This is a genomic window from Azospirillum sp. TSH20 (assembly GCF_003115935.1).
GTDB lineage: Bacteria > Pseudomonadota > Alphaproteobacteria > Azospirillales > Azospirillaceae > Azospirillum.
Genome location: NZ_LGQU01000115.1, coordinates 27,231 through 52,762, shown reverse-complemented (window position 1 = coordinate 52,762; position 25,532 = coordinate 27,231). Strand labels below are relative to the sequence as shown.

Annotated in this window: 22 protein-coding genes; 12 read left to right on the top strand and 10 right to left on the bottom strand. The window is 68.5% G+C overall.

What is annotated here, in order from left to right:
* Positions 1 to 7: 7 nt before the first annotated feature.
* A complete protein-coding gene (locus TSH20_RS27970; protein WP_109155983.1) occupies positions 8 to 2,773 on the top strand; it encodes an ATP-dependent DNA helicase in 2,766 nt (921 codons plus the stop codon).
* Between the two features lie 10 nt (positions 2,774 to 2,783).
* Here TSH20_RS27970 and TSH20_RS27965 read toward each other — a convergent pair whose 3' ends face one another.
* Positions 2,784 to 3,080 (bottom strand): hypothetical protein, encoded by a 297-nt coding sequence (locus TSH20_RS27965; RefSeq protein WP_109151863.1) that lies wholly within the window; start codon positions 3,078 to 3,080, stop codon positions 2,784 to 2,786.
* Positions 3,081 to 3,161: 81 nt separating this feature from the next.
* A complete protein-coding gene (locus TSH20_RS27960) occupies positions 3,162 to 4,109 on the bottom strand; it encodes an AEC family transporter (RefSeq protein WP_109155999.1) in 948 nt (315 codons plus the stop codon).
* 174 nt (positions 4,110 to 4,283) lie between these two features.
* On the opposite strand from TSH20_RS27960, the gene TSH20_RS27955 reads away from it, so the two are divergent.
* From TSH20_RS27955 to TSH20_RS27940, 4 genes are all read left to right on the top strand, one after another.
* Positions 4,284 to 4,709, top strand: coding sequence for a tellurite resistance TerB family protein (locus TSH20_RS27955; RefSeq protein ID WP_109151862.1), 426 nt, complete (start codon positions 4,284 to 4,286; stop codon positions 4,707 to 4,709).
* A 31-nt stretch (positions 4,710 to 4,740) separates the two neighbouring features.
* Entirely contained in the window at positions 4,741 to 5,628 is an 888-nt protein-coding gene (locus tag TSH20_RS27950) for an NAD(P)-dependent oxidoreductase (RefSeq protein ID WP_109155982.1), read from the top strand.
* Positions 5,629 to 5,802: 174 nt separating this feature from the next.
* Positions 5,803 to 7,404, top strand: coding sequence for a citramalate synthase (gene cimA, locus TSH20_RS27945; RefSeq protein WP_109155981.1), 1,602 nt, complete (start codon positions 5,803 to 5,805; stop codon positions 7,402 to 7,404).
* A 164-nt stretch (positions 7,405 to 7,568) separates the two neighbouring features.
* A complete protein-coding gene (locus tag TSH20_RS27940; protein ID WP_109151859.1) occupies positions 7,569 to 8,036 on the top strand; it encodes a preQ0 transporter in 468 nt (155 codons plus the stop codon).
* A 49-nt stretch (positions 8,037 to 8,085) separates the two neighbouring features.
* Here the strand turns inward: TSH20_RS27940 and smc are convergent, their stop codons facing one another.
* The 3 genes from smc to TSH20_RS27920 all read right to left on the bottom strand — a co-directional run bounded on the left by smc (position 8,086) and on the right by TSH20_RS27920 (position 12,938).
* On the bottom strand, positions 8,086 to 11,547 hold the full coding sequence (smc, locus tag TSH20_RS27935) for a chromosome segregation protein SMC (protein WP_109155980.1): 3,462 nt from the start codon (positions 11,545 to 11,547) through the stop codon (positions 8,086 to 8,088).
* 191 nt (positions 11,548 to 11,738) lie between these two features.
* The gene (locus tag TSH20_RS27925) at positions 11,739 to 12,398 is read right to left on the bottom strand and encodes a DsbA family protein (protein ID WP_109155979.1); all 660 of its coding nucleotides are present in this window, start codon (positions 12,396 to 12,398) and stop codon (positions 11,739 to 11,741) included.
* A gap of 66 nt (positions 12,399 to 12,464) precedes the next feature.
* Positions 12,465 to 12,938 (bottom strand): DciA family protein, encoded by a 474-nt coding sequence (locus tag TSH20_RS27920; RefSeq protein ID WP_109155978.1) that lies wholly within the window; start codon positions 12,936 to 12,938, stop codon positions 12,465 to 12,467.
* A 160-nt stretch (positions 12,939 to 13,098) separates the two neighbouring features.
* Between TSH20_RS27920 and mutY the strand changes: the two genes are divergently transcribed.
* From mutY to TSH20_RS27890, 6 genes are all read left to right on the top strand, one after another.
* Positions 13,099 to 14,157, top strand: a complete 1,059-nt coding sequence (gene mutY, locus TSH20_RS27915; RefSeq protein ID WP_109155977.1) for an A/G-specific adenine glycosylase — start codon at positions 13,099 to 13,101, stop codon at positions 14,155 to 14,157.
* 33 nt (positions 14,158 to 14,190) lie between these two features.
* The gene (locus TSH20_RS27910) at positions 14,191 to 14,910 is read left to right on the top strand and encodes a DUF1194 domain-containing protein (RefSeq protein WP_109155976.1); all 720 of its coding nucleotides are present in this window, start codon (positions 14,191 to 14,193) and stop codon (positions 14,908 to 14,910) included.
* 31 nt (positions 14,911 to 14,941) lie between these two features.
* Complete coding sequence (locus tag TSH20_RS27905; protein WP_109155975.1) at positions 14,942 to 16,081, top strand: FAD-dependent oxidoreductase; 1,140 nt, start codon at positions 14,942 to 14,944, stop codon at positions 16,079 to 16,081.
* 43 nt (positions 16,082 to 16,124) lie between these two features.
* Complete coding sequence (locus TSH20_RS27900; protein ID WP_247871213.1) at positions 16,125 to 16,625, top strand: hypothetical protein; 501 nt, start codon at positions 16,125 to 16,127, stop codon at positions 16,623 to 16,625.
* 156 nt (positions 16,626 to 16,781) lie between these two features.
* Entirely contained in the window at positions 16,782 to 17,489 is a 708-nt protein-coding gene (locus TSH20_RS27895) for an OmpW family outer membrane protein (RefSeq protein ID WP_247871212.1), read from the top strand.
* 152 nt (positions 17,490 to 17,641) lie between these two features.
* Complete coding sequence (locus TSH20_RS27890) at positions 17,642 to 18,076, top strand: CBS domain-containing protein (RefSeq protein WP_109155973.1); 435 nt, start codon at positions 17,642 to 17,644, stop codon at positions 18,074 to 18,076.
* 82 nt (positions 18,077 to 18,158) lie between these two features.
* Here the strand turns inward: TSH20_RS27890 and TSH20_RS27885 are convergent, their stop codons facing one another.
* From TSH20_RS27885 to TSH20_RS27865, 5 genes are all read right to left on the bottom strand, one after another.
* Entirely contained in the window at positions 18,159 to 18,812 is a 654-nt protein-coding gene (locus TSH20_RS27885; RefSeq protein WP_109155972.1) for a response regulator transcription factor, read from the bottom strand.
* A gap of 392 nt (positions 18,813 to 19,204) precedes the next feature.
* Entirely contained in the window at positions 19,205 to 20,995 is a 1,791-nt protein-coding gene (locus TSH20_RS27880; RefSeq protein WP_109155971.1) for an acyl-CoA dehydrogenase C-terminal domain-containing protein, read from the bottom strand.
* Positions 20,996 to 21,011: 16 nt separating this feature from the next.
* Positions 21,012 to 23,351 (bottom strand): 3-hydroxyacyl-CoA dehydrogenase/enoyl-CoA hydratase family protein, encoded by a 2,340-nt coding sequence (locus TSH20_RS27875; RefSeq protein WP_109155970.1) that lies wholly within the window; start codon positions 23,349 to 23,351, stop codon positions 21,012 to 21,014.
* Between the two features lie 26 nt (positions 23,352 to 23,377).
* Positions 23,378 to 24,514, bottom strand: a complete 1,137-nt coding sequence (locus TSH20_RS27870; protein WP_109155969.1) for a thiolase family protein — start codon at positions 24,512 to 24,514, stop codon at positions 23,378 to 23,380.
* On the bottom strand, positions 24,511 to 24,975 hold the full coding sequence (locus TSH20_RS27865; RefSeq protein ID WP_169054945.1) for a MerR family DNA-binding transcriptional regulator: 465 nt from the start codon (positions 24,973 to 24,975) through the stop codon (positions 24,511 to 24,513). The genes TSH20_RS27870 and TSH20_RS27865 overlap by 4 nt, the downstream gene beginning before the upstream one ends.
* A 363-nt stretch (positions 24,976 to 25,338) precedes the next feature.
* Here TSH20_RS27865 and TSH20_RS27860 point away from each other — a divergent pair, with 363 nt between their 5' ends.
* Entirely contained in the window at positions 25,339 to 25,527 is a 189-nt protein-coding gene (locus TSH20_RS27860; protein WP_109155967.1) for a hypothetical protein, read from the top strand.
* Positions 25,528 to 25,532: the final 5 nt, after the last annotated feature.

Sequence of the window (25,532 nt, the reverse complement as noted above, 5' to 3'; positions counted from 1 at the left end):
GCCGCCGATGGACCTGACCGCCGACCCCACCCCGCTCCACAGCCTTGACGATGCGCCCGCCATGGTGGCCGGCGCGCGCCGCGTCGTGTCGCTGACGCTCGACGGCGAGGTGGAGGAGCTGTCGCTGGCCGCCGCCGCATCGAAGGTGCGCCGTCTGCCGCCGCTGGTCTGCCATGCCCGCGCCTTTGCCCGCCGGCTGGGGATCGACGGCTTCCCGGCCTTCGACGTGCTGGAGCTGTTCGCCTTCGTCCACCCTGCCCGCTTCTGCGTCCCCACCCCGCGCGGCATCGCCGAGGCGCTCGACCTGCCCACCCCCGACGGCCACGAGGCGGAGGCGCTGGCCCTGCAACGCGCCGTGCGCCGCCTGCTGGGTGACCTGGGTGCCGCCGGGCGGGAGGAGTCCTCCGACCCCGTCGCCTTCGCCTGGGAGATGGGGCGTGCCGGGTGGCCCTGGGCGCCGGCTGTTCTGGCGGCGCTGGGCAAGCCCGACGGGCCGGAGAAGGGGGCCGCCCGCTCCGGCCTGCGCGTCTGGACCCGCATCAAGGAGTGGGAGGAAGGCGCACCCCCGCCGCCACCCGCTCAGAACCCGGTCGATCCGGAGGAGGCGCGCCGCCGCCTCGCCGCCATGCTGTCGGCCAATGTGCTGGGCAAGGTGGCGGAGCCGCGGCCCCAGCAGGCCGATTATTCCAGCGCGGTGTCGGCGGCCTTCGCGCCCCGCCAGTTGCCCGACACCCCGAATGTCGTGCTGGCGGAGGCCGGAACCGGCGTCGGCAAGACGCTGGGCTATCTGGCGCCGGCCACGGTGTGGGCGGAGAAGAATGGCGGGACGGTGTGGATTTCCACCTACACCCGCAACCTCCAGCACCAGATCGACGGGGAACTGGACCGGCTCTATGCCGACCCGGCGACCAAGGCGCGCAAGGTGGTTCTGCGCAAAGGGCGCGAGAATTACCTGTGCCTGCTGAACCTTGAAGACGCGGTGCGTGCCATGCCCTTCCAGCCGCACAACGCCATCGGCGTCGGGCTGATGGCGCGCTGGGCGGCGGCGACGCGCGACGGCGACATGACCGGAGGCGACTTCCCCGGCTGGCTGGTCGACATCGCCGGGCGCGGCCCGACCATGGGGCTGGCCGACCGCCGCGGCGAGTGCATCTATTCAGCCTGCGATCATTACGCCCGCTGCTACATCGAGAAGAGCGTCCGCCGCGCCCGCCGCGCCGACATCGTCATCGCCAACCACGCGCTGGTGATGGTGCAGGCGGCGCTCGGCGGCGGCGAGGAGCCGACGCTGCCCAGCCGCTATGTCTTCGACGAAGGACACCATGTCTTCGACGCCGCCGACAGCGCCTTCGCCGGCCATCTGACCTGCCGCGAGACACAGGAGCTGCGGCGTTGGCTGTTGGGTGCCGAGGAGACCGGCCGCAGCCGCGCCCGCGGGCTGAAGCGCCGGCTGGAGGACATCGTCGCCGGCGACGAGGAGGCTCTGCGCCATCTCGACGACATCCTGATGGGCGCCCGCGTGCTGCCCGGCGATGGCTGGTCGGCGCGTCTGGCCGCCGACAACCCGCAGGGGCCGACCGAGCGTTTCCTTCTGCTCGCCCGCCAGCAGGTCTATGCCCGCACCGCCGGCCAAGGCGGTCCCTACAGCCTGGAGGCCGACAAGGCCTATCCGGTGGATGGGTTGCTGGATGCCGCGGCGGAGCTGGAACAGGCGCTGGTCCGCCTGTCCGAACCGGTGGAGGCGCTGGCCCGCCGGCTGGCCCAGCGGCTTGAGGACGAGAGCGCCGAACTGGATTCCGACCAGCGCCGACGCATCGACGCCCTGTCACGCAGCCTGCACCGCCGCGGCACCCTGACGGTGGAGGCGTGGCGCGCCATGCTGCGCACCCTGCCGACCGAAACGCCGTCCCACTTCGTGGACTGGTTCGCGGTGGAGCGGATCGACGGCCGCGACGTCGATGTCGGGCTGTACCGCCACTGGGTCGATCCGACCGTTCCTTTCGCCGAGGCTCTGGCCGGTCCCGCCCATGGCTTGGTGGTGACCAGCGCCACGCTGACCGACGGCACCGGCGATGTCGGCCAGGACTGGCGCGCGGCGGAGGACCGCTGCGGGGCCAGCCACCTGCCGGCCCCGGCGATCCGGGCGCAGGTCCCCTCGCCCTTCGACTATCCGAACCGCACCCGCGTTTTCGTGGTCAACGACGTGCGCAAGGACGACCTCGGGCAGGTGTCGGCGGCCTACAAATCGCTGTTCCTGGCGGCCGGCGGCGGCGGGTTGGGCCTGTTCACCGCGATCAGCCGCCTGCGCGCGGTGCGCGACCGCATCGCCGAGCCGCTGGATCAGGTCGGCATCCCGCTCTATGCCCAGCATGTCGATCCGCTCGACGTGTCCACCCTGATCGACATCTTCCGCAACGAGGAGCACGCCTGCCTTCTCGGCACCGACGCGGTGCGCGACGGGGTGGACGTGCCGGGCCGCTCGCTTCGCCTGATCGTTTTCGACCGCGTGCCCTGGCCGCGTCCCGACATCCTGCACCGTGCCCGCCGCGAGGCCTTCGGCCGCCGGCGCTACGAGGACATGATCACCCGACTGCGCCTGAAACAGGCTTTCGGCCGTCTGGTCCGCCGCGCCGACGACACCGGCGTGTTCGTCCTGCTCGACCCGATGATGCCGAGCCGGCTGGCCGGCGCCTTCCCCGGGGGGGTGGAGATGCGGCGCGTCGGGCTGAAGCAGGCGGTGGAGGAGACGGCGGAGTTCCTGCGGGGGTGGTGAGGGCGTCCGCTCAGAACTGGTGGGCGATGAAGCGGCAGATCTGAAGGATGTCGGCAAACCGCTCTTTGCGGGGATCTTTAGTGCCTTGCAGATCAATGACCAGTGACTGCGCCCGCGCCGTCGAAACGATGTCGCCGCGGATCAGGTCCGGATGGTCGTTCGAAGTCCTGGAGAAAACGACGAAGCCCTTGCCGATGTGTATGTGGGGATAGGATGTGTCCGGAACGAACACGTCATTTCCCTGCCGGACCTTGTGCTCGAAAAAGTCATTCAACAGAACCCACTCTCGCACGCGGCTCGACGGCATGACATTTCTCCGCACTGGATGGCTGATACGAAAAATCGTGCAGAAGAAATCGGTCACGCGCAATGGGGGAAGCTGCGCTCCTCACCCCCCAGGCGCATAAACCGCCAGCAGCGCCGACAGCGTCACCACGCTCAGCACCGTCGAGACCAGGATGGCCGAGGAGGTGCGCTCGACATAGGTCTGGTACTGGCTCGCCACCACGAAGGTGAGCGCGCCGGTCGGCAAGGCCGCCAGGATCACCGCGCTGCCGGTCCAGAAGGGGTCCATCGGGAACAGCGTCTGCGTCAGCACCCAGGCCAGCGCCGGATGGACCAGTAGCTTCAGCGCGCTGATCCACCCCGCCTCCGCCAGCCCGGCGGTCAGCCGTTGCGAGGCCAGGAACAGGCCGATGGCGAACAGCGCGCAGGGGCCGGCGGGGGAGCCCATCAGTTCGCAGAAGGTGGCGATCGGCTTCGGCACCGCCACGCCGGGGAGCAGCGCCGACCAGGCGAGGCCGGCGGCGGTCGACAGGATCAGCGGGTTCTTCGCCAGCGCCCGGCCGACGTCGCGCAGGGCCTTGCCCAGCCCGCCGCCGTGGCTGTTGGCGAACTCCATCCAGATCACGGCGATGCCGACCATGATGGCGCTCATGATGACGGTCGCCAGGATGGTGGGGGCGAGATGGTCCGGGCCGAAGGCGGCCAGGAACAGCGGGATGCCCATGTAGCCGGTGTTGGAAAAGGCCGAGTTCAGGCCCTGCATGCATTGGATCTGCGTGCGCTCCCGCCGCAGAAGCCGCCCGATGATCGCGCCCAGCGCATAGACCATCAGCATCGACCCCAGGAAGGCGCCGATGAAGGGGCCGTTGAAGATTTCCGGGATCGACCGTCTCGCCGTTCCTAGGAACAGCACCGGCGGCAGCGCCATCCAATAGACGAACTTGTTCAGCGCCTCCGACGAGGCGGCGCCGAGCAGCTTCGACTTCCCGGACAGAAATCCGGCCAGAATGATGGCGAATACGGGAAATGCGACATTGAGGACGACGTTCATGGTGCGCGACAATAGGCAGACCCAACCGTCGCGTCGAGCGGCCGACCTCTCCGCGCCAAGCATGGCACCCTTGACGGCGCGAAAGCGGCGTCGGACGCCAAAGCTTGACGCCGCGCAGGCGGCGTTCGAGATTGCCGACCCGACTTGCGACCACTCCCCGGGGGAGACCGCCTCATGAGAAAGCCGACCGACGCCATGATCGACCACCACAGCGCGCTCATCTACATCATGGTCCTGGTGTCCGCCTGCGATGGCGACATGACCGACCCTGAGCTGGAAGCCATTGGCGAGAATGTGCGCTACCTGCCGATCTTCAAGGATTACAGCGGCGATCAGGTGATGGCCGCGACGCGCGAATGCACCGCCATGCTGTCCGACAACGACGGGCTGGACACGGTGCTGACCATCGTCGAGCAGGCGCTGCCGTCCAAGCTGCGCGAGACCGCCTATGCGGTGGCCTGCGACATCGCCGCCGCCGATCCCAAGGCCTCGCAGGAGGAACTGCGGATGCTCGAGCTGATCCGCCACCGGCTGGGGGTCGACCGGCTGTGCGCCGCCGCCATCGAACGCGGCGCCCGCGCCCGCCACATGCGCCTGTGACCGTCTTCCATTCTTTGCTGAAAGCTTTGACATGACCGAAGAGACCCTCCGCCCCGACCTCGCCGGCCAGCGCATCGGCTTCATCGGGCTTGGCCTGATGGGCAAGCCGATGGCCCGCGCGCTCGCCCGTGCCGGCGCGGAGTTGGTGGTTTCCAGCCGCAGCCCCGGCCCGGTCGCCGAGATGGCGGCGGAAGGCATGATCGCCGCCACCGGCCCCGCCGCCGTCGCCGGACAGGCCGGGACCATCATCCTGATGCTGACCGACACTGCGGCGGTGGAAACGGTGGCCGAGGCGCTGCTGCCGGTCCTGCGCCCCGGCCATCTGGTGATCGACATGGGCACCACCGCCGTTGCCGCCACCCGCGCGCTGGCGCAGCGTGTCGCCGCCGCCGGGGCGGAGTGGCTCGACGCGCCCGTCTCCGGCGGAACCGTGGCGGCGGAGGGGGCGATCCTGACCATCATGGCCGGCGGGTCGGAGACCGCCTTCGCCCGCGCCCTGCCGGTGCTGCAGGCGATGGGCCGCCGCATCACCCATGTCGGGGCCAGCGGCGCCGGCCAGATCGCCAAGTCGGCCAATCAGGTCATCGTCGCCCTGACCATCGGCGCGGTGGCGGAAGCGTTGGCGCTCGCCAAGGCGGCCGGCGCCGATCCGGCCAAGGTGCGCGACGCCATTCGCGGCGGCTTCGCCGAATCCCGCATCCTCGACCTGCATGGCGGCCGCATGGTCAGCGGCGACTTCACCCCCGGCGGCCGCGTCACCACCCAGGTCAAGGATCTGCGGCAGGCGGAGGAACTGGCCCAGCAGTCCGGCATCGACCTGCCGACGCTCGGCCTGTCGCTGGAGCTGTTCGAGATGCTGGTGGACCAGGGCGACGGCGGGCTGGATCATTCCGCCCTCTACCGCCTGTTCGCGCGCTGACCCCGGAAGACGGAGCGTATCGCTCCGCCATTCCCTTCCGTTGCGGCGAAAGCCTGCTTTCCGCAAGTTTCTTGTCAAAACGGTTGAGGATAAGCGTCGCATCGTCCATTCTCCCGGCTTTCCACAGGGCGGCAAAACTCTGCCGGTCCCCTTGTATTTACAGGTCAGGCGGCGATGACGGGCGAGCGCATCTTTCTCTACGACACCACGCTGCGCGACGGGGCGCAGACCCAGGATGTGGATTTCTCGGTCGCCGACAAGATTGCGATTGCCAAGGACCTGGACCGGCTGGGCATCGATTACATCGAAGGCGGCTGGCCGGGCGCCAATCCGACCGACGACCAGTTCTTCGCCGAGGCGCCGGAGCTGACCCGCGCCACCTTCACCGCCTTCGGCATGACCCGCCGCCCCGGCCGCAGCGCCGCCAACGACCCGCAGCTGACGGCGCTGGCGCAGTCGCGCGCCAAGGCGGTGTGCATGGTCGGCAAGACCTGGGACTTCCATGTCGACGTCGCGCTGAACATCCCGCGCGAGGAAAATCTCGACCTGATCCACGACAGCATCGCCGCGCTGCATGCCGCCAAGGGCGAGGCGCTGTTCGACGCGGAGCATTTCTTCGACGGCTACAAGCGCAATCCGGCCTATGCGGTGTCCTGCATCAAGGCTGCCCATGACGCCGGGGCGCGCTGGATCGTGCTGTGCGACACCAACGGCGGCACCCTGCCGCACGAGGTCGACGCCATCGTCCGCGAGGTGGTGGAGACGCACGGCATTCCCGGCGACCGTCTCGGCATCCACTGCCACAACGACACCGAGAACGCCGTCGCCAACTCGCTGGCGGCGGTGCGGGCCGGTGCCCGCATGATCCAGGGCACCATCAACGGTCTGGGCGAGCGCTGCGGCAACGCCAACCTCGTCTCGCTGATCCCGACGCTGATGCTGAAGCTGGGCTACGAGACCGGCATCCGGCGCGAGGATCTGCATCTCCTGACCCAGTTGAGCCGCGCCTTCGACGACCGGCTGAACCGCGCCCCCAACCGCCACGCCCCTTACGTCGGCGCCAGCGCCTTCGCCCATAAGGGCGGGCTGCATGTCTCGGCGGTGGAGAAGGACCCGTCCTCCTACGAGCATGTGGCGCCGGAGGCCATCGGCAACCGCCGCCAGATCGTCATGTCCGACCAGGCCGGCCGCTCCAACCTGATCGTGCGGCTGCGCGACATCGGCATGGCGGTGGATGCGAAGGACGAGCGTCTGGCCGGCCTGCTCGATCTGGTGAAGCAGCGCGACAGCGACGGCTATGCCTATGACACGGCGGAGGCCAGCTTCGAGCTGCTGGTCCGGCGCGAGCTGGGCGAGGTGCCGCGCTTCTTCGAATTGCTGCGCTTCCACGTCACCGACGAGCGCCGCTACAACGCGGTCGGCAAGCTGGTGGTGGAGTCGGAAGCGGTGGTGCGCGTGCGCGTCGGCGACACCGTGCGGCTGGAGGTGGCGGACGGCAACGGCCCGGTGCATGCGCTGGACGTCGCCATGCGCAAGGCGCTGGAGCCGGTCTATCCGGCACTGGCCAAGGTCAGCCTGTCCGACTACCGCGTCCGCATCCTGGCGGCCAAGGACGGCACCGGCGCCATGCCGCGCGTGCTGATCCGCAGCGCCCGCACCGACGGCAGCGAATGGTCGACGCTGGGCGTGTCCACCAACATCATCGAGGCGTCGATGGAAGCGCTGGTGGACAGCTACACCTACGCGCTGATGAAGAGCGACGCGACGCCGGTGTGAGGGAATTTGCCCTCTCCCGCCCCAGGAGAGGGAGCCTTACGGACTTCCCACCATGGCGATGTTCTGTTAGCTAAAGCGGTTTCGGGGCGCTCGCATTCACGCGGGGTCGGCTCCGGTCATCAGCGCCCGTATTGCCGCGGGTCCGCTCTCGGAGGAACATCGCCATGCTCTGGCTCGCCGCCTATATCGGCAGCATTCTTGCCATCAACTACGCCTTCAGCCTGTTTCCGCATCTGGATCTGGTCTGGTCCTGCTGGGCCGGCCTGATCTTCATCCTGCGCGACATGGTGCAGGTGCGCTTCGGCCATTGGGCGCTCGCCGCCATGCTGGGCGGCACCGTGCTGTCCTATCTGCTGACCGATCCGTTCGTCGCCACCGCCAGCGTCGTCGCCTTCGCGGTGTCGGAGATGATCGACTGGGCGGTCTTCACCATCACCCGCCGCCCCCTGCGCGACCGGCTATGGATCAGCGCCGCCCTGTCGGTGCCGGTCGACACCGCCATCTTCTTCGGCATGCTGGATGTCTGGGACCCCACCGTCTGGGCCGCCAGCTTCGCGTCGAAGCTGCTGGGCGTTTCGGTGGTCTGGCTGCTGATGCGCACGCGGGACGGCCGGATGCCGGTCACGGCGTAACCACCCCCGTCGCCCCCTTCCGCGTTCCATGGCGGGAGGGGGAGGGGCGTCACGCTACCCCGCGCAGCTCTTCGGCGCGGCTGAGATCGACGCTGACCAGCTGCGAGACGCCGCGCTCCACCATCGTCACGCCGAACAGGCGGTCCACCCGCGCCATGGTCAGGCGGTGGTGGGTGATGATGAGGAAGCGGGTGTCGCCCTGCCGCGCGATGTCCTCCACCAGATCGCAGAAGCGGCCGACATTCGCCTCGTCCAGCGGGGCGTCGACCTCGTCCAGCACGCAGATCGGCGCCGGGTTCGAGCGGAAGACGGCGAACAGCAGTGACAGCGCCGTCAGCGCCTGCTCGCCGCCCGACAACAGGGAGAGAACCTGTAGCTTCTTGCCCGGCGGGCTGGCGTAGATCTCCAGGCCGGCGTTCAGCGGATCCTCGGCGTTGACCAGTTCCAGATAGGCTTTGCCGCCGCCGAACAGGCGGGTGAACAGCTCCTGGAAGTCGCGGTTGACCACATCGAAGCTGGCGACCAGACGCTCGCGCGCCTCACGGTTCAGACTGGAGATTCCCTGGCGCAGGCGGGCGATGGCGGCGGTCAGGTCCTCGCGCTCGCCATGCAGGCCGGTGATCTGGGCCTCCAGCTCTTCCGCCTCGATCTCGGCGCGCAGGTTGACCGGCCCCATGTTCTCGCGCTCGCGGGTCAGCTTGTCGAGCCGGGCCTCCACCGCCGTCGCGTCGGGCATCGGTTCGGCGGGGTCGAGGTCGGCGGCGGCGCGGGTGTCCTCCGGCCGGCAGTCCAGCCGTTCGGCGATGCGCTCCGTCAGGGTGCGCTCCTGCTGCTGGGCGGCCGAAACCGCGGCCTCGGCACGGGCACGGGCTTCGCGGCCATCGGCCAACGCCGCTTCCGCATCGTGCAGGGCCTGTTCGGTCCCGGCCAGCCGCGATTCGGCCTCCGCCAGCGCGTCGGCGGCGCGTTTGCGGTCGCGCTCGGCCATGGCAATGCGGTCGAGAAGCTCCTGGCGTTCCGCCGCGATCGCGGCCGGGCGGCCGGACAGCGCGGCGATCTCGCCTTCCGCCTCTTGCGAGCGCTGGCGCAGTTCCGCCACACGTCCGCCGGCCCCGGCGGAGCGGGTGTCCCAGGAGGCGGTTTCGGACTGGATGGCGGCCAGACGCTGGCGCCGCGCCTGCGCCTCGCGGGTCAGGCGGTCCAACGCATTCTGCCGCTCGGCCAGAACCGCGCGGCGTTCGGCCAGGGCGGCACGCTGGTCATTCACCCGCTCCCGCCCTTCACGCGGGTCGGGCAGCGAGTCCAGCAGTTCCAGCGCCTCGTCCCGGCGGGCGGCGGCCTCGCGCTCGTCGGCGGCAAGCCGCTCCACCGCCTCCACCAGGGCGGCGAGGCGCGAGGATGCGGCGTCGGCCTCGCGCGCCAGCTTGGCATGGCGGTCGCGGGCGGCGTTCAGCGCGGCGAAGCCATCGCGCACGGCGTCGCGGGCACGGCGGTCGGCCTGGGCAGCCGCCTCCACCGCCAGCTTGGCGGCGTCGAGCGCCTCGCGCGCCAGCTCGACCTGCTCCTCAGCAAGCTCCAGTTCGCCGCGCAGTTCGGCCAAACGGTTGCGCTGCTTCAAGCGGATGGCGGCGGCAGTCGGGGCGCCGGCCTGCACGGTCAGCCCATCCCAACGCCACGCCCCGCCGTCGCGGCTGACCAGCACCTGCCCGGGCGCCAGGGTCGCGGCCAACGCCACCCCGGTCCCGGCATCGGCGACCACCCCGATATGGGCGAGCGCACGGGCGGCGGCCGGCGGCCCCTGCACATGGTTCGACAGCGGCTCAGCCCCGGCCGGCAGCGGCGCCACCGACTCATAGGCAGGCAGCATGCGCCAATGCACCGGTGCCGCCATGTCGAGCGGAGCGGTCAACGCATCGCCGAGCGCGGCGGCGAGCGCGCCCTCATAGCCGGGCGACACCGTCACCGCATCGACCAGCGGCGGAAACTGTCCACCCGCCCCGGCTTGCAGCAATTCGGCCAGCGCCCGTTCCTCGGCGCGCAGCTTGGCGCAGGCACTGTCGGCGGCGGACAGCGCCTCGCGAGCGCGGGACTGCGCCGGCTCGGCCTCCGCCTTCGCCTGTTCGGCGGCCTCGGCGGCGTCTCGAGCCTGTTCCAGCCGCTGTTCGGCCAGTTCGACCGCCAGCTCGGCCTCCGACAGGTCGGCGCGGGCGGCGATCTCCGCCTCCAGGGCGGCACGCTGGGCCTGCTGCTCGGCCAGACGCTTTGCGAGGCCGGCGGCACGGGTTTCCAGCTCGGCGGCCTGACGCTGGGTGGCGGCGCGGCGGGCCTCGTCGGTGGCGACGGCTTCGGTCAGGCGGGTCAATTCGCGGTCGAGCGCATCGACCTGCTCGCGCGCCTCGGCCAGAGCGTCGCCCGCAGCCTCCTCCAGCATTTCCTCGTCGGCCTGCGCCGCGATCAGCCGGTCGCGTTCGGCCACCAGCCGGGCCAGCGCCTCGCCGGCGTCGGCAGCCAGCGCCTCCTCGCGGCCGAGATCGCCGGCGATCTGGCGCAGCCGGGCTTCCAACGTGCGCTGCTGGTCGGCGACGCGCTTTTCCTCGGCGTCGAGCTGTTCGCGGGCGATCACCAGCCGTTGCAGGGCGGATGCTGCGCGCGCCTCGTCCTGGCGCTTGTCTGGCAGGCCGGCCGCGGCCTCGGTCCGGCGGGCGGTCAGCTGGGTGACGGCCAGCATGCGGTCGCGCACCTCGGCCTCGGCGGTGGCGAAGGCGGCGTGGGCGCGGGTGCGCTCCTCCTGCGCGGCGAGCCAGCGCAGGTGCCACAGCACGGCCTCCGCCTTGCGGATCTGGTCGGACAGGTTGCGGTAGCGGGCGGCCTGCCGCGCCTGCTTCTTCAAGCTCTGCAGCTGGGTGTCCATCGCCCCGATCACGTCGTCGAGGCGGGTCAGGTTGGTCTCCGCCGCCTTCAGCCGCAATTCGGCCTCGTGCCGGCGGGAATGCAGGCCGGTGATGCCGGCGGCCTCCTCCAGCAGGGCGCGGCGGTCCTGCGGCTTGGCGGAGATGATCTGCGCCACCTTGCCCTGGCTGACCAGCGCCGGGGAGCCGGCGCCCGACGCGTTGTCGGCAAACAGCAGCTGGACGTCGCGCGCCCGCACCAGCTTGCCGTTGATGCGGTAATCGGAGCCGGAGCCGCGCTCGATCCGCCGGGTGATCTCCAGCTCGTCATGCTCGTTGAAACCGGCCGGCGCGGTGCGCGATCGGTTGTCGACCGCCAGCGTCACCTCGCCCAGATTGCGCGCCGGCCGGCTGGAGGTGCCGCCGAAGATGACGTCGTCCATGTCGTCGCCGCGCATGCGCTTGGCCGACGTCTCGCCCATCACCCAGCGCAGCGCCTCCACCAGATTGGACTTGCCGCAGCCGTTGGGACCGACGATGCCGGTCATGCCGGGTTCGATGACCAGGTCCGTGGCATCGACGAAAGACTTGAAACCCGACAGGCGGAGACGCGTGAACTGCACTGGGAAAGAACCTTTGGTGTACTGGGCTTTGAGGAGGTGCGGGCTTCGAGTGGCGAAGTGTCGGCTTCGAATGCCCCCACCCTAACCCTCCCCCGCTGGGCGGGGGAGGGGACAAGTTTTTGTACGGGAGGGTGGCGGCAGTCCCTCCCCCGCCCAGCGGGGGAGGTTAGGTGGGGGCAATTTTCAGGCGCTTACTTCAGCAACTTGTCGATCGCCTTGGAGAACTCCTCGAACGACTGGGCGCCTTCGATGCGGGCCTTGCCATCATTGAGGATGAAGGTCGGGGTGGCTTCGACCTTGTACTGGTTCTGGCCGGTCAGGCGGCTGTTCAGGATGGCGTCGGCCAACTCCTTGTTGGCGAAGCAGGCGTCGATGGTCTCCTGGCTCATGCCGGCCAGCTTGCCATACTGGGCCAGCGCCTTGCTCGGGTCGGCGGCGCGGCTCCAAGTCGACTGGCTCTTGAACAGCACATCGGTCAACGGGTAGTAGCGCTCGGCCGGCGCACAGTGGGCCAGCATGCTGGCGCTGAGCGCCGCCTGATCGAAGGGGAAGTCGCGGAAGATCAGCTTGGCCTTGCCGGTGTCGATGTAGGCTTCCTTGATCTTCGGCAGGATGTCGGTGTGGAAATGGGCGCAGTGCGGGCAGGTCATCGACGAATAGTCGAGGATCGTCACCGGCGCCTTGGGATCGCCCATGACGCGGTCGGCCATCATCTCCGACACCGGCGGCAGGGTGGCGGCGGCGCGGGCGGCCGACGGAGCCGTCACGGCGGTGCCAATGGCGACGGTGAAGCCGATGGCCAGAAGGCCGGCCAGCCCGAAGTACCTGCGTCCCAAAATTTTGCGGTTCACTTTGCCCTCGTTCCTACCAGATGTTGACGTATAGACAATCAGGCCCCGGCGCGTCCAGCAGGCCGACTAGCGCACCGCCCGTTTCGGCCGCGCCATCAGCGAGCGGCCGAAGCGTTCCAGGGTGGCGCGCAGTTCCTCGTCCTCGATGGCCGCGGTGGTGGTCGTGATGCCGATCTCCTCGTCCATCGTCAGGGCGCGCGGGCGCACCACCGGAGACGGGGTGGACGGCAGGGCCGCGTGGATCAGCTTGATCTTCGCCACCGCGCGATAGCCGAAGAAGCTGTTGATGCGCTCGATGATCTGCGGCTCCAGATGCTGCAGCTCCAGCGCGATGGCGCCCATGGCGCGGATGTGCAGGGTCGCCTCCTCGCGCTTGCCGCGGGGGAAGCTGAGCTTGTCGGGGGCGGTGCGCAGCGACAGCTGGTGGCCGACGATGGACGGCCAGTCGGTGATCAGCGCGCCGAAGGCAAGCCCGCGCTTGCCCAGCACCTTGCCGGCGACCTCCGGAACGGATTGGCCGATGCGACGCGGTCCGGTCATGCTCTGCGATCACTCCTGTACGGCCCCGGTTCAGGCACCGGTTCCGGGTCATGTGGGATGCCGGCACCCTAGCGCAAGCGTGGGCCGATGCCCAGCTTCCGACCAGAGACCGGACCGGCTCCCTTCCCCAGACGCTCCGGACCCTCTATTTCTTCCCATCATGATTCCAGATTCCACCAAGGCCGCCCGGCGGCTGTTGTCCTGGTACGACCGCCACCGCCGCGACCTGCCCTGGCGCGCCAAGCCGGACGAGACCGCCGATCCCTACCGGGTCTGGCTGTCGGAGATCATGCTGCAGCAGACGACGGTCCCCGCCGCAGCGCCCTATTTCCGCAACTTCACCGAACGCTGGCCGACCGTGCGCGATCTGGCGGAATCGCCGCTGGACGATCTGCTGGTGGCCTGGGCCGGGCTCGGCTACTACGCGCGGGCGCGCAACCTGCACAAATGCGCCCGCGTGGTGGCGGACGTTCATGGCGGAATCTTTCCGGACAACGAGGCGGCGCTGCTGGAACTGCCGGGCATCGGCGCCTACACCGCCGCAGCCATCACCGCCATCGCCTTCGGCCGCAAGGCCACCGTGGTGGACGGCAATGTCGAGCGGGTGATCGCCCGCATCTTCGCGGTGGAGGAGCCTCTGCCCAATGCCAAGCCGACCCTGCGCCGGCTGGCCGCAACCCTGACGCCGGAGTTCCGTCCCGGCGACTATGCCCAGGCGATGATGGACCTCGGCGCCACCATCTGCACCCCACGCAAGCCGAAATGCATGCTGTGCCCGTGGGCGGAGTATTGCGAGGCGCGCGCCGCCGGCATCGCCGAAAGCCTGCCGCGCAAGGTGGCCAAGGCGGAGAAGCCGACCCGGCGCGGCGTCGCCTATTGGCTGCTGAACCCCGACGGCGCCGTCCTGCTGCGCCGCCGGGCGGAGGAAGGGCTCCTGGGCGGCATGGCGGAGGTGCCCTCGACCTCCTGGGGACCGGAGTTGCCCGGCGAGGCCGCGGTGGCGGCGCAGCAGCCCCTGCCCGCCCGCTGGCGCCGGCTGCCCGGTCTGGTCCGCCATACATTCACCCATTTTCACCTGGAGCTTGAGGTGGTCGCGGCGCAGGCCGGGACCGACTGGCGGCAGGCCGACGGAACCTGGGTGCCGGTCGACCGGCTGGGCGATCATGCCCTGCCGTCGGTGATGGTGAAGGTGGTGCGCCACGCCCTTTCCAACGTGTGAGAAGGGCTCGCGCAGGATGGAGTGCCGATAAGAATGCTGCGTGCCGTGATCGCCGTCCTGTTCGTCCTGCTGGCGCTGTGCGGCGAGGTGCTGGCCGCGCCGCCCGAGAAAACGGCGGAGAAGAAGGCGGGGGTGGCGCTGGTGCTGGCGCTCGACGGCTCCGCCTCCATCACCACCGGCGACCTGGAATTCCAGTTGCAGGGCCATGCCGCCGCCTTCCGCGATCCCGCGGTGGCCGATGCGCTGGCTTCGGCCGGGACGCGGGTGACGCTGGCCGCCTATTCCGGTCCGAACAGCCTGCGGGTGCTGATCCCCTGGACGACGCTGGACAAGCCGGAGGATGCCGGGCGCTTCGCCGACCGGATCGACGCCCTGCCCCGCGGCTTCCAGGGCGACTCGACGGCGATCGGCAGCGCGATCCTGGAGGCGGCGAAGCTGTTCGACCACGGCGGCAAGGCGCCGAGGCAGGTGATCGATCTGGTTTCCAACGGCTTTTCCAACAGCGGGATCGATCCGGCCGACGCCCGAGACCGGGTGACGAAGCGCGGAATCATCGTCAACGGCCTCGCCATCCTCGACGAATTCCCCTGGCTGGAGGAGTATTTCGACGAAAGCGTGATCGGCGGGCCGGGCAGCTTCGTGAAGAGCGCCATGGACAAGGACAGCTTCGTCGCCGCCCTGCGGCAGAAGCTGATCCTTGAAATGGTGGCTCTGCCGGATCAAATGCCAAGCCTAAGCGTCGCCACGCGATAGGCGGCCGATAACAAGTTGAGGAGCGGGACGAGTGGAGCGCGTCGATTTTCTGGTGGTCGGGGCCGGCATCGCCGGGGCGTCCGCCGCCTATGAGCTGGCCGCACAGGGCCGGGTGCTGGTGCTGGAGCGCGAGTCGCAGCCCGGCTATCACTCGACAGACCGGTCGGCGGCGCTCTACACCCAGACCTACGGTCCGGCACCCATCCGCGCCCTGACGGTGGCGAGCTGGGACTTCTACACCAGCCCGCCCGCCGGCTTCGCCGAGCACGACCTGCTGACGCCGCGCGGCGTCCTCATCATCGGCCGCGAGCATGAGATCGACCGGCTGGATGCCGAATTCGAGCAGGGCCGCCGCCTGACCCCGTCGGTTGAACGCTATGACCGCGAACAGGTTCTGGCCCGCGCGCCCTTCCTGCGCCCGGACTATGTCGCCGGCGGCGTTTGGGAGCCGGACGCCCGCGACATCGACGTGCATGCCCTGCACCAGGGCTATCTGCGCGGGCTGAAGGCGCGCGGCGGCCGGGTGGTGACGGATGCCGAGGTGCGGACGCTCACCCGGCAGGATGGGCTGTGGGTGGCCGAAACCAGCGCCGGCAGCTTTGCCGCGCCGGTGGTGGTGAATGCCGCCGGCGCCTGGGCGGACGAGCTGGCGAAGCTGGCCGGAGTCGCCACCGTCGGGCTGGTGCCGAAGCGGCGCACCGCCATCACCTTCGATCCGGTGTTCGAGGATCCGGCCGACAAGACCGGGCTGGACGGCTGGCCGATGGTGTCGGACGTGGCCGAGACCTTCTATGTGAAGCCGGATGCCGGCCGGCTGCTGGCCTCCCCCGCCGACCAGACGCCGATCGAGCCCTGCGACGTGCAGCCCGAGGACATCGACGTCGCCGTGACGGTGGACCGGCTGGAGCAGGCCTCGCGCTTCTCCGTTCGCAGATTGGCCCACCGGTGGGCAGGCTTGCGCAGTTTCGTCGCCGACAAGGTGCCGGTGGTGGGTTTCGCGCCGGATGCGGAGGGCTTCTTCTGGCTGGCGGCCCAGGGCGGTTACGGCATCCAGACCGCGCCGGCCATGGGTCGGGTGGCGGCGGGGCTCGTCACCGGCCGCGGCCTGCCGGAGGATGTGCGGGCATTGGGAGTAGCCGAGTCGGACCTGTCGCCGGCAAGGGCCCGATAAGGCAGGCTATGGTAGCCCGGCATCAGGACGGAGGAGGCGTGCGATGTCTGTGCGTCTGGTGGCGAAGGGACCTGTGGCACGGAGGGCGTTCGCCGTCCTGGCATTGGCTTCTGCCGGAGCGCTCGGCGGCTGTGCCAACCCTGCGGCGGACGAGGCGCTGGCGGCGCAGACCGCGCTGATCGGCATGTCCAAGGCGACGCTGCTGTCCTGCGCCGGGGTGCCGGAACGGCAGGCGACCGTCGGCAACCAGGAGTTCTTCACCTACCGCAGCTCCCGCATCGTCTCCTACCCCAGCACGCCGCCGATCGGCTATTATGGCGGCTGGGGATGGCCCTACTACGGTTACGGCTATGGCTGGCCGTCCTATGGTTATGAAGTCAACAGCTTCGACTGTGAAGCAACTTTCAGTTTGAGAAACGGTGTGGTCGAGCGCGTCGTATATGGCGGTGCCAGCGGCGGCTCCGCGCGACTTGGTCAATGCTATGCCATCGTTCAGAACTGCATGGCGCTGATCCCACAGCGGACAATCAAACCAAGCCCTTGATTTCCTTGTCCATGCGACAACTCGTCACTGTTGCATAGCTGCTGCAGAAGGAGAGGAAGGGTTGTAGCCCCCCTAGTACCCTTACACGGTGTCTGGTAATAGCTCCATCGGCTGATGCCACAGAACAGCAACAACGCATTGCCTGGAGCAGACCCCATGACCATCCTGTCGCGCGCCGCCGCCGCCCTGCTGGCGACCTCGGCCCTCGTCGCCATCGCTTCCCCGTCGCTCGCTCAGGACTTCAAGGGCAAGTCGGCCGGCGACATCGTCGTCCGTGCGCGCGGCCTGGCCGTGCTGCCGCAGGAAAAGGGCACGATCAACAGCCCGATCGGTGACATCGGCTCGGCCAAGGTCGGCAACGACTACATCCCCGAAGTCGACTTCTCCTACTTCTTCACCGACAACATCGCCGCCGAGCTGATCGCCGGCACCAGCCGTCACCGCGTGAAGGGCAACCTGATCGCCGGCGCCGGCGGCGTCACGGAAATCGGCAAGGTGTCGCTGCTGCCGCCGACTCTGACCGTGCAGTACCACTTCATGCCGAAGGAGCGCATCAGCCCGTATGTCGGCGCCGGCATCAACTACACCCTGTTCTACAACGAGGACGCGGCCAACAACCCGAACTCGGCCGGGGTGCGGATCACCGACACCAACTACAAGAACCGCTTCGGCTGGGCCCTGCAGGCCGGTGTCGACGTCGCCCTGACCGGCAACTGGTCGCTGAACCTCGACGTCAAGAAGGTCTTCCTGAAGACCGACGTGACCGCCAACGCCAACCTCCCCGGCGGCGGCGTCCTTCCGGTCTCCTCGAAGGTCACGCTGGACCCGTGGCTGGTCGGCGTCGGCGTCGGCTACCGCTTCTAAGACCAGTTTCCGGAATCAGTTCCGGACATCGGAAGGACGGCCTTCCCCATCCGGGGGAGGCCGTCTTTTTCTTTTTACCATCAGTCTTGCAGATTGTACGGTTATCCCCATGATTCCCCTACGGGGATCAACGGAAGGGAGGCCGTACCGCCATGCATGTTGCAGCCGTATTGAAGCGCAAGGGCAACCGGATCGTCTCCGCCGCGCCGGAAGACAGCGTTGCCGCCGTCACCCGCCTGCTGACCGAACACCGGATCGGCGCCGTGCTGGTGATCGATGAAGACGGGCAACCGGTCGGCATCCTGTCGGAACGCGACGTGGTGCGGGCCGTCGCCCGCGACGGTGCCGGCGCGCTGGACCGGCCGGCGGCAGACCTGATGACGCGGGAGCTGATCACCGGCACCCCCACCGACACCGTCGCCGACATGATGGCGGTGATGACCCAGCGGCGCATCCGCCATGTGCCCATCGTCGAGTCCGGCCGGGTCGTCGGCGTGATCAGCATCGGCGACGTGGTGAAGGCCCGCATCGACGATGCCGAGCTGGAGGTCGAGTCGCTGCGGGGCTATGTCGCCGGCATGGGGTGAGGCGTTCCACACCGCCTGAAACGCAAAACGACCCGCCGGAGCGCTCCGGCGGGTCGTTTCATTCTGTTCGGGAAGAGCGGCGTCAGGCCGAATGCGACTGCGGGAAGGCCATCGCCGCCTGAGTGCGGTTGCGAACGCCCAACGACTTGAAGATCGCCGTCATGTGGATCTTCACCGTCCCTTCGGACAGGCCCAGTTCATGGGCGATCTGCTTGTTCGACTTGCCTTCGCGCAGGCGGTCCAGAACCTCGCGCTGACGCTGGGTCAGAAGCTGCTCCAGCTGCGGATCGGTCGGCGGGATCACGCCACCGGCACCGCGGTGGTCGGGCTCGGTCCCCTCGCGCAGAACCGTCGCCGGCACATAGACGCCGCCGGAGAAGATCAGGTCGAGCGCGCTCAGCATGATCTTCACGCTGGACGATTTCGGGATATAGCCGGCGGCGCCGTTCTCCAGCGCCTCCCGCACGTCTGCCTGTGCCTCCGACGCCGACACGACCACGACCTTGGCGTTCGGCTGCCGCTCGCGCAGCATGCCGATGCCAGAGAAGCCGGGCCAGCCGGGCATGCGCAGGTCCGTCAGGACAAGGTCATAGGCCTCATCCTTCGACGCCGCCATATCCAGAAGCTCGTCGAAATTGCTGGCCTCCGCAAAGGTAGCATTATCGCGAAGCTGCTCAAGCAGACGGCGAAGACCTTCCCGGAACAGGACGTGATCATCACCGATCAGGATCTTCATCGCTCAAACTCCCGCACCATGCCTGCCCCTCCGAAAGACGCCCCAAGGGCTTGAGAAAAGGAGGGGGCTGTCGCCACCCGCATATTCCCTAAAATCCAAAGGATATAGCAGGCACCGGCCGAACGTAATCTCTATTGAGATGTAACACGCAGGGACGAGGACCGACAACCGGAAATTAACTTTTGTCACCGCTCCGATGGCCTAGCGGACGGAGGCAACACTTCCCGGGAGTGATATTTCTAAAGCGCTATGACAATTTTAGGTCAATATGCGAATGCGTCACTGGATCTTGAAATATCTAAAAAAATGCCGGCCGGCACCAATTTCTGGCACCGGACCGGCTTTGAAGTTGCGCGCCCCGGAGGACGATAGGACGCGGATCGACAGGTCTGTTAGAAAGCGGCCTCTTCCAGTTCCATCAGCGGCTTGGCGCCGGCGGCGATGGTGATGAACAGGCTGTTCGTCTGCGGCAGCAGCTTGGTCATATAGAAGCGGGCGGTCTTGATCTTGGCCTCATAGAAGGCGGCGTTGCCTTCCCCGGCCGCGAGCCTGGCCTGCGCCTTCTCCACCATGGTCAGCCAGCTCCAGCCCAGCGCCACCAGACCGAACAGGCGCAGGTAGTCGCTGGCGGCGGCACCCGCCTCCTCCGGATCCTTCAGGCCCTTCTGGGCGATCAGGGCGGTGGCCTGCTGCAGCTTGGCGAAGGCCTTGGCCAGCGGCATCACGAACTCGCCCAGCTCGTCCTTCTCCATCGCCGTCTCGATGTCGCGGCCGACGGGGTGGAAGAAGTGGCGCAGCAGGCGGCCGATGTCCTGCGGCAGCTTGCGGCCGACGAGGTCGAGCGCCTGGATGCCGTTGGTGCCCTCATAGATCTGGCAGATGCGGGCGTCGCGGACATACTGCTCGACGCCGGTCTCCCAGATGAAGCCGTGGCCGCCATGGACCTGCACGGCGATGTTGGCCGACTCGAAACCGATGTCGGTGAACAGCGCCTTGACGACCGGCGTCATCAGCTGGACGAACTCGTCGGCGTCGCGGCGGGTGCGGGCGTCGGCGTGCTTTTCCGCCACGTCGAGCTTGTAGGCCGTCAGGGCGCCCAGGGCGCGCGCACCCTCGGTGAAGGCGCGGGCGGTCAGCAGGTTCTTGCGCACGTCGGGGTGGACGATGATTGGATCGGCCGGCTTGTCCGGCGCCTTCACCCCCGACAGCGACCGGCCCTGGAGCCGCTCGCGGGCGTAGTTGACGGCGTTCTGGTACGACACCTCGGACAGGCCCAGCCCCTGGATGCCCACGGCCAGACGGGCCGCGTTCATCATCACGAACATGGCACGCATGCCCTTGTGCGGCTCGCCGACCAGCCAGCCGGTGGCGTCCTCGAAGTTCATGACGCAGGTCGACGACGCCTTGATGCCCATCTTGTGCTCGATGGAGCCACAGGCGACGCCGTTGCGCGCGCCCGGCGTACCGTCGGCATTCGGCATGAACTTCGGCACCAGGAACAGGCTGATGCCGCGGGTCCCGGCCGGGGCGTCCGGCAGGCGGGCCAGTACCAGATGCAGGATGTTCTCGGTCAGGTCATGCTCGCCGGCCGAGATGAAGATCTTGGTGCCGGTGATCTTGTAGCCGCCCCGTTCATCCGGCACCGCCTTGGTGCGGATGATGCCGAGGTCGGTGCCGCAATGCGGCTCGGTCAGGCACATGGTGCCGGACCAGGTGCCGTCGACCAGCTTGGGCAGGAAACGCTGCTTCAGCTCGTCCGAACCATACATCGCCAGCGCGTTGTAGGCGCCGAGCGACAGGCCGGGATACATGCCGAAGCTGAGGTTGGCGGAGCAGATGAACTCCTCCAGCATGATGTTGACCAGCTTCGGCAGCCCCTGCCCGCCATAGGCCGGGTCGCAGGCCAGCCCCTGCCAGCCGGCCTCGATATAGGTGGTGTACGCCTCCTTGAAGCCCTTGGGCGTACGGACCTCGCCATTCTCGAAATGGCAGCCCTCGCCATCGCCGGACTGGTTCAGCGGGAACAGCACCTCCTCGCACAGCTTGGCGCCTTCCTCCAGCACCTGTCCGACGAGTTCCGGCGTGGCGTCCTCGTAGCCCGGCAGGGCCGACAGCTTGTCCAGACCGATGATTTCGTCCAGGACGAAGCGCACATCCTCAAGCGGAGCCTTGTAGATCGGCATCTCTCGTTCCTCCCCCTCAGTTCCGCAGCGGCTTGCCGGTGAGCAGCATGTGCTCGATCCGGTCGATGGTGCCGCCGGTGCGCACCAGACCCATGAACGCCTCACGCTCCAGGCGCAGGACATGGTCCTCGCCGACCGGCTTGGAGACATCGGCCTCCTCGCCGCCGCTCAGCACCTCGGCCAGGGCGGCGCAGACCACCTTGTCGTGCGGCGTGACCTTGCCCTGCAGGGCGAAGCCCTCCACCGCCAGTTCCATCGCCGCCTTGGCGCTGGGGCCGGGCAGGACATAGGCCGTGGTCTTCTCCGGCGGGGTATAGTTGGCCGCCAGTTCCAGCGCCTTGGCCTTGGCGTCGGCCAGCAGGCGGTCGCGGTTCATGGTGATGCCGTCGGTGGCGCGGAAATACAGCAGTTCCTTGGCCTCGGCCGCCGACTTGGCGACGGTGGCGGTGCTGATGATCTCGAAAGCCTTGGCGATACCCGGCATGGGCCCTCGCGGCGCCTTTGGGTTGGCCTGATGGCGGGCCAGCATCTCGGTGCAGCCGCCCCAGGCCGGGATCAGGCCGACGCCGACCTCAACGAGGCCGACATAGGTCTCGGCATGGGCCTGGACATGGTCGGAATGCAGCAGGATTTCGCAGCCGCCGCCGAGCGCCATGCCGCTGGGCGCCGCCACCACCGGGAAGGGCGCGTATTTCAGCGCGCGGTAGGTGCGCTGGCCACCCTCCACCATCTCCTCGATCTGCGGCCACAGGCCGATGTTCAGCGCGAACAGGGCGAGGCCCAGATTGGCGCCGACCGAGAAATTGTCGGCCTCGTTGTGGATGACCAGCGCCTTCCAGTCGCCCTTTCCGTCGCCGATCAGGCGCATGGCCTTCTCGTAGGCGGCCATGATGTCGGCGTCGACCGCGTTCATCTTGCTGGTGAACTCGACGCACAGCACGCCGTCGCCGATGTCCCACAGGCTGGCGGAGCCGTTCTTCCACACCGGCTTGCCGGCGGCGCGCTTGATGTCCGACAGCAGCAGCACGCCGTCCGGACGCACAACAGTGTCGTAGACGCCGGCGGTGGTCAGGTGCTGGAGCTTGCCGCCCTCCACCCGGTAGAAGGGGCGGCCGGCGGCGGTCTCGACCAGCGCCGGGACCGGGATCCCTTCGGAGCGGCACAGCTCGGCGAACCACTCGGTGCCCAGCCGGTCGATCAGCTCGAACGGACCCTGCTTCCAGTTGTAGCCGAGCCGCATGCCCTCATCGACGGCGACGATGCTGTCGGCGATCTCCGGCACCAGGCTGGCGGCGTAGGCCAAGGTCTGCGCCAGGACGCGGCGGGCGAAACGGCCGCCCTTGTCCGGATGCTCGCACAGCTTGCGCAGGTCGCGGCCGGCGGCGGACACGCTGTCCAGCCGGGCCTTTTCCGACGGGGCGTATTCGCCGGTCTGGAGGTCGACCGACTCCTTCACCTTGCCGCCGCCGGCCTTGTTGATGCGGTAGAAGCCGCCCTTGCCCTTGCGGCCGGTATAGCCCTCCGCGATCATCTTGGTGATGACCGGGTGTTCGCGCATCTGGCCGCGATAGGCGTCATTGGCCGGCAGGGTGGCCGACATGCTCTTGGCGATGTGCGGCATCAGGTCGAGACCGACGAGGTCCATCAGGCCGAAGACGCCGGTCTTGGGGATGCCCATCGGACGGCCGCCGACGGCGTCCGCCTCCTCCACCGTCAGGCCCAGATCGACCGCGGCATTCACCGCCGCCTGGATCCAGAAGACGCCGATGCGGTTGGCGATGAAGCCCGGCGTGTCCTTGCAGTGAACGACGCCCTTGCCGAGCCGGCGGTCGCCGACGTCGGAGATGGCGGCCAGCGCATCGGCGCGCGTGTCGGCGCCGCCGACGATCTCCAGCAGCCGCATGTAGCGCGGCGGGTTGAAGAAGTGGGTGATGAGGAAGTCCTTGGCGAACTGCTCGCTCTGGCCTTCGGTCAGCACCGCCAGCGGGATGGTCGAGGTGTTGGACGACACCACCGAGCCTGCCTTGCGCACCGGATCGATGCGCTTGTACAGATCGGCCTTGATCGCCGGGTTCTCGACGATGGCCTCGACGATCCAGTCGACGTCGGCCAGCAGATTCAGGTCATCCTCAAGGTTGCCGGGCGTGATCAGCTTGGCATTCTTGGGATGCATGAAGGGGGCCGGATCGGTCTTCAGCATCTTCGCCACGGCGCCCTTGGCGATGGCGCTGCGGTCGGCACCTTCCTTCGCAGGGATGTCGAGCAGGACGCAGGGGATGCCGGCGTTGGCGAAATGGGCGGCGATGCCGGCGCCCATCACGCCCGCACCGATCACGGCGGCGCGTTCGATCTTCATGGTCGTTTCCTCCCCGATCCCGTTCGTCAGACCGCTTCCAGGATGGTGGCGATGCCCTGGCCGCCGCCGATGCACTGGGTGGCCAGCGCGAACTGCTTGCCTTCGCGCTTCAGCAGGGCCGCGGCCTTGCCGGTGATGCGGGCGCCGGTGGCCCCCAGCGGGTGGCCGAGCGCCAGCGCGCCGCCGTCCGGATTGATGCGGGACGGGTCGATGTCGAGGTCGCGCATGCAGGCGATGGCCTGGGACGAGAAGGCCTCGTTGATCTCGATGATGTCGATGTCGTTGATCGACAGGCCGGCGCGGGCCAGCGCCTTGCGGGTCGCCGGGACCGGACCCAGCCCCATCAGCTCCGGCGCGCAGCCGGCGACCGCGACCGAGCGGATCTTCGCCAGGATCGGCAGGCCGTTCGCGCGGGCATACTCCTCCGTCGTCACCAGAACGACCGAAGCGCCGTCGGTCAGCGGCGAGGAGGTGCCGGCGGTCACCGTGCCGTCGGCGATGAAGGCGGGCTTCAGGCCCGCCAGCCCTTCGGCGGTGGTGCCGGGACGGATGCAGCCGTCCTTGTCGACCAGACCGGCCGGAGTCTGGATGCCGACGATCTCGTCAGCCATGCGGCCGGCGGCCTGGGCTTCCGCCGCCTTGGCGTGGGACGCGACGGCCAGCGCCTCCTGCTCGGCGCGGGAGATCGCGTATTTGCGGGCGACATTCTCCGCCGTGATGCCCATGGAGCAGTAGGCTTCCGGATAGGAGGCCTTCAGCGCCGGGTTCGGCATCGGGTTGAAGCCCATGATCGGCACGCGGGTCATCGACTCGACGCCGCCACAGATGAACACCTCGCCGGCGCCCATCTGGATGGCGCCCGCCGCCTGATGGATCGACTGCATGGAGGAGCCGCAATAGCGGTTGACCGTGGTGGCCGCCGCGGTCTGCGGCAGCTTGGCCAGGAAGGAGATGCTGCGGGCGACGTTCAGCCCCTGCTCGCCCTCGGGGAAGGAGCAGCCGACGATGACATCCTCGATGTCGTCGGTCTTCAGGCCGGTGCGTTCCACCAGCGCCGCGATGACGCGGGCCAGCAGATCGTCGGGGCGGACCTTGGTCAGCTCGCCCTTGTGGGCGAAGGCGAAGGGCGAACGGGCATAACCGGCGATGACGACCGACTTCATGAGTGCTTCTCCTCCATGTCCTGCGTCTCCGTGATGCCGTTGCGGCGAAGATGCTCGGAGATCTGGGTGTCGATGGTGCACAGCTCCGACAGCGTCTGTTTGACGTCGGCAAGCTGCTGTTCAAGCGCGGAAATCCGGCGGCGCGCGATCGTGCGCATGTAGCGCATCTGTTCGATCTGGGCGTCGTCGGTGTCGTAGAGGTTCAGGAAATCCTTGATCTCGGCCAGACTGAAACCCAGCCGCTTGCCCCGGCAGATCAGCGCCAGCCGGGCGCGGTCGCGGTGGCCGTAGACACGGGCGCCTCCAGGGGCGCTGCCGATCCGCTCGGGCGACAGCAGCCCCTCATCCTCGTAATGGCGGATGGTGCGGTGGGTCAGACCGAACTCCCCGGCCAGTTCGCCGATGGCGAGGCGCGGGCCGGACATCAGGTCGTCGCCCGCATCCTCCACGCCGTCCATCATGCCCTTGCCGACCGAAAGCCGATCCACGCTGTCCGCTCCCTTCCCTGACGTTTACGTAAAGGTAAGGTCGATGCCCCTTGCTGTCAACAGACTTGTTGACCATGCAAACCAGTTTGCCGAACCGGCGGGGAAACTGGTTGGCCTGAACTGTTCAGTCACTAACGGGTGCGGCGCGCCCGCGCAGTGACAGGATGCCACGCCCCCGCATGGGTGGCGGCTGTGGCAGGCTTTGCGGTGAGCGGACGCATCCGCCCATCTCCCCGGTCGATATGGGGATGGGGTGCGGCGCCGGACAGACGGCCAGAAGGCCGCGACAAATTTCAAGGTTTCGGGCAGATCGGGACAGGGGACAGGAGACAACCCATGTCGGCGCGCGCCATCGTATCGTTGGGCGTCTGGATACTGGCCATGGTGCTGATCGGCACCATGACGGTCGGCCTTGCATTGGCCTTCTACCTGCTGCTGACGCTGTCCTTCGCGGTGGTGGTCGCGGCCCTGACCCTGCTCGCCCGCCGGCGGGAGCACCACCGGGGCGAGCAGAGCTATCTTTAGACTTT

Excerpts from the sequence above, each read along its gene's own strand:
- TSH20_RS27920 (WP_109155978.1), bottom strand. The coding sequence starts at position 12,938 with ATGACCGGACCGCGTCGCATCGGCCAATCCGTTCCGGAGGTCGCCGGC.
- cimA (WP_109155981.1), top strand. The coding sequence starts at position 5,803 with ATGACGGGCGAGCGCATCTTTCTCTACGACACCACGCTGCGCGACGGG.
- TSH20_RS27965 (WP_109151863.1), bottom strand. The coding sequence starts at position 3,080 with ATGCCGTCGAGCCGCGTGCGAGAGTGGGTTCTGTTGAATGACTTTTTC.
- TSH20_RS27960 (WP_109155999.1), bottom strand. The coding sequence starts at position 4,109 with ATGAACGTCGTCCTCAATGTCGCATTTCCCGTATTCGCCATCATTCTG.
- TSH20_RS27900 (WP_247871213.1), top strand. The coding sequence starts at position 16,125 with ATGTCTGTGCGTCTGGTGGCGAAGGGACCTGTGGCACGGAGGGCGTTC.
- mutY (WP_109155977.1), top strand. The coding sequence starts at position 13,099 with ATGATTCCAGATTCCACCAAGGCCGCCCGGCGGCTGTTGTCCTGGTAC.
- TSH20_RS27910 (WP_109155976.1), top strand. The coding sequence starts at position 14,191 with ATGCTGCGTGCCGTGATCGCCGTCCTGTTCGTCCTGCTGGCGCTGTGC.
- TSH20_RS27970 (WP_109155983.1), top strand. The coding sequence starts at position 8 with ATGGACCTGACCGCCGACCCCACCCCGCTCCACAGCCTTGACGATGCG.
- TSH20_RS27895 (WP_247871212.1), top strand. The coding sequence starts at position 16,782 with ATGACCATCCTGTCGCGCGCCGCCGCCGCCCTGCTGGCGACCTCGGCC.
- TSH20_RS27860 (WP_109155967.1), top strand. The coding sequence starts at position 25,339 with ATGTCGGCGCGCGCCATCGTATCGTTGGGCGTCTGGATACTGGCCATG.
- TSH20_RS27870 (WP_109155969.1), bottom strand. The coding sequence starts at position 24,514 with ATGAAGTCGGTCGTCATCGCCGGTTATGCCCGTTCGCCCTTCGCCTTC.
- TSH20_RS27875 (WP_109155970.1), bottom strand. The coding sequence starts at position 23,351 with ATGAAGATCGAACGCGCCGCCGTGATCGGTGCGGGCGTGATGGGCGCC.
- TSH20_RS27955 (WP_109151862.1), top strand. The coding sequence starts at position 4,284 with ATGAGAAAGCCGACCGACGCCATGATCGACCACCACAGCGCGCTCATC.
- TSH20_RS27880 (WP_109155971.1), bottom strand. The coding sequence starts at position 20,995 with ATGCCGATCTACAAGGCTCCGCTTGAGGATGTGCGCTTCGTCCTGGAC.
- TSH20_RS27890 (WP_109155973.1), top strand. The coding sequence starts at position 17,642 with ATGCATGTTGCAGCCGTATTGAAGCGCAAGGGCAACCGGATCGTCTCC.
- TSH20_RS27865 (WP_169054945.1), bottom strand. The coding sequence starts at position 24,975 with ATGATGGACGGCGTGGAGGATGCGGGCGACGACCTGATGTCCGGCCCG.
- TSH20_RS27885 (WP_109155972.1), bottom strand. The coding sequence starts at position 18,812 with ATGAAGATCCTGATCGGTGATGATCACGTCCTGTTCCGGGAAGGTCTT.
- TSH20_RS27950 (WP_109155982.1), top strand. The coding sequence starts at position 4,741 with ATGACCGAAGAGACCCTCCGCCCCGACCTCGCCGGCCAGCGCATCGGC.
- TSH20_RS27940 (WP_109151859.1), top strand. The coding sequence starts at position 7,569 with ATGCTCTGGCTCGCCGCCTATATCGGCAGCATTCTTGCCATCAACTAC.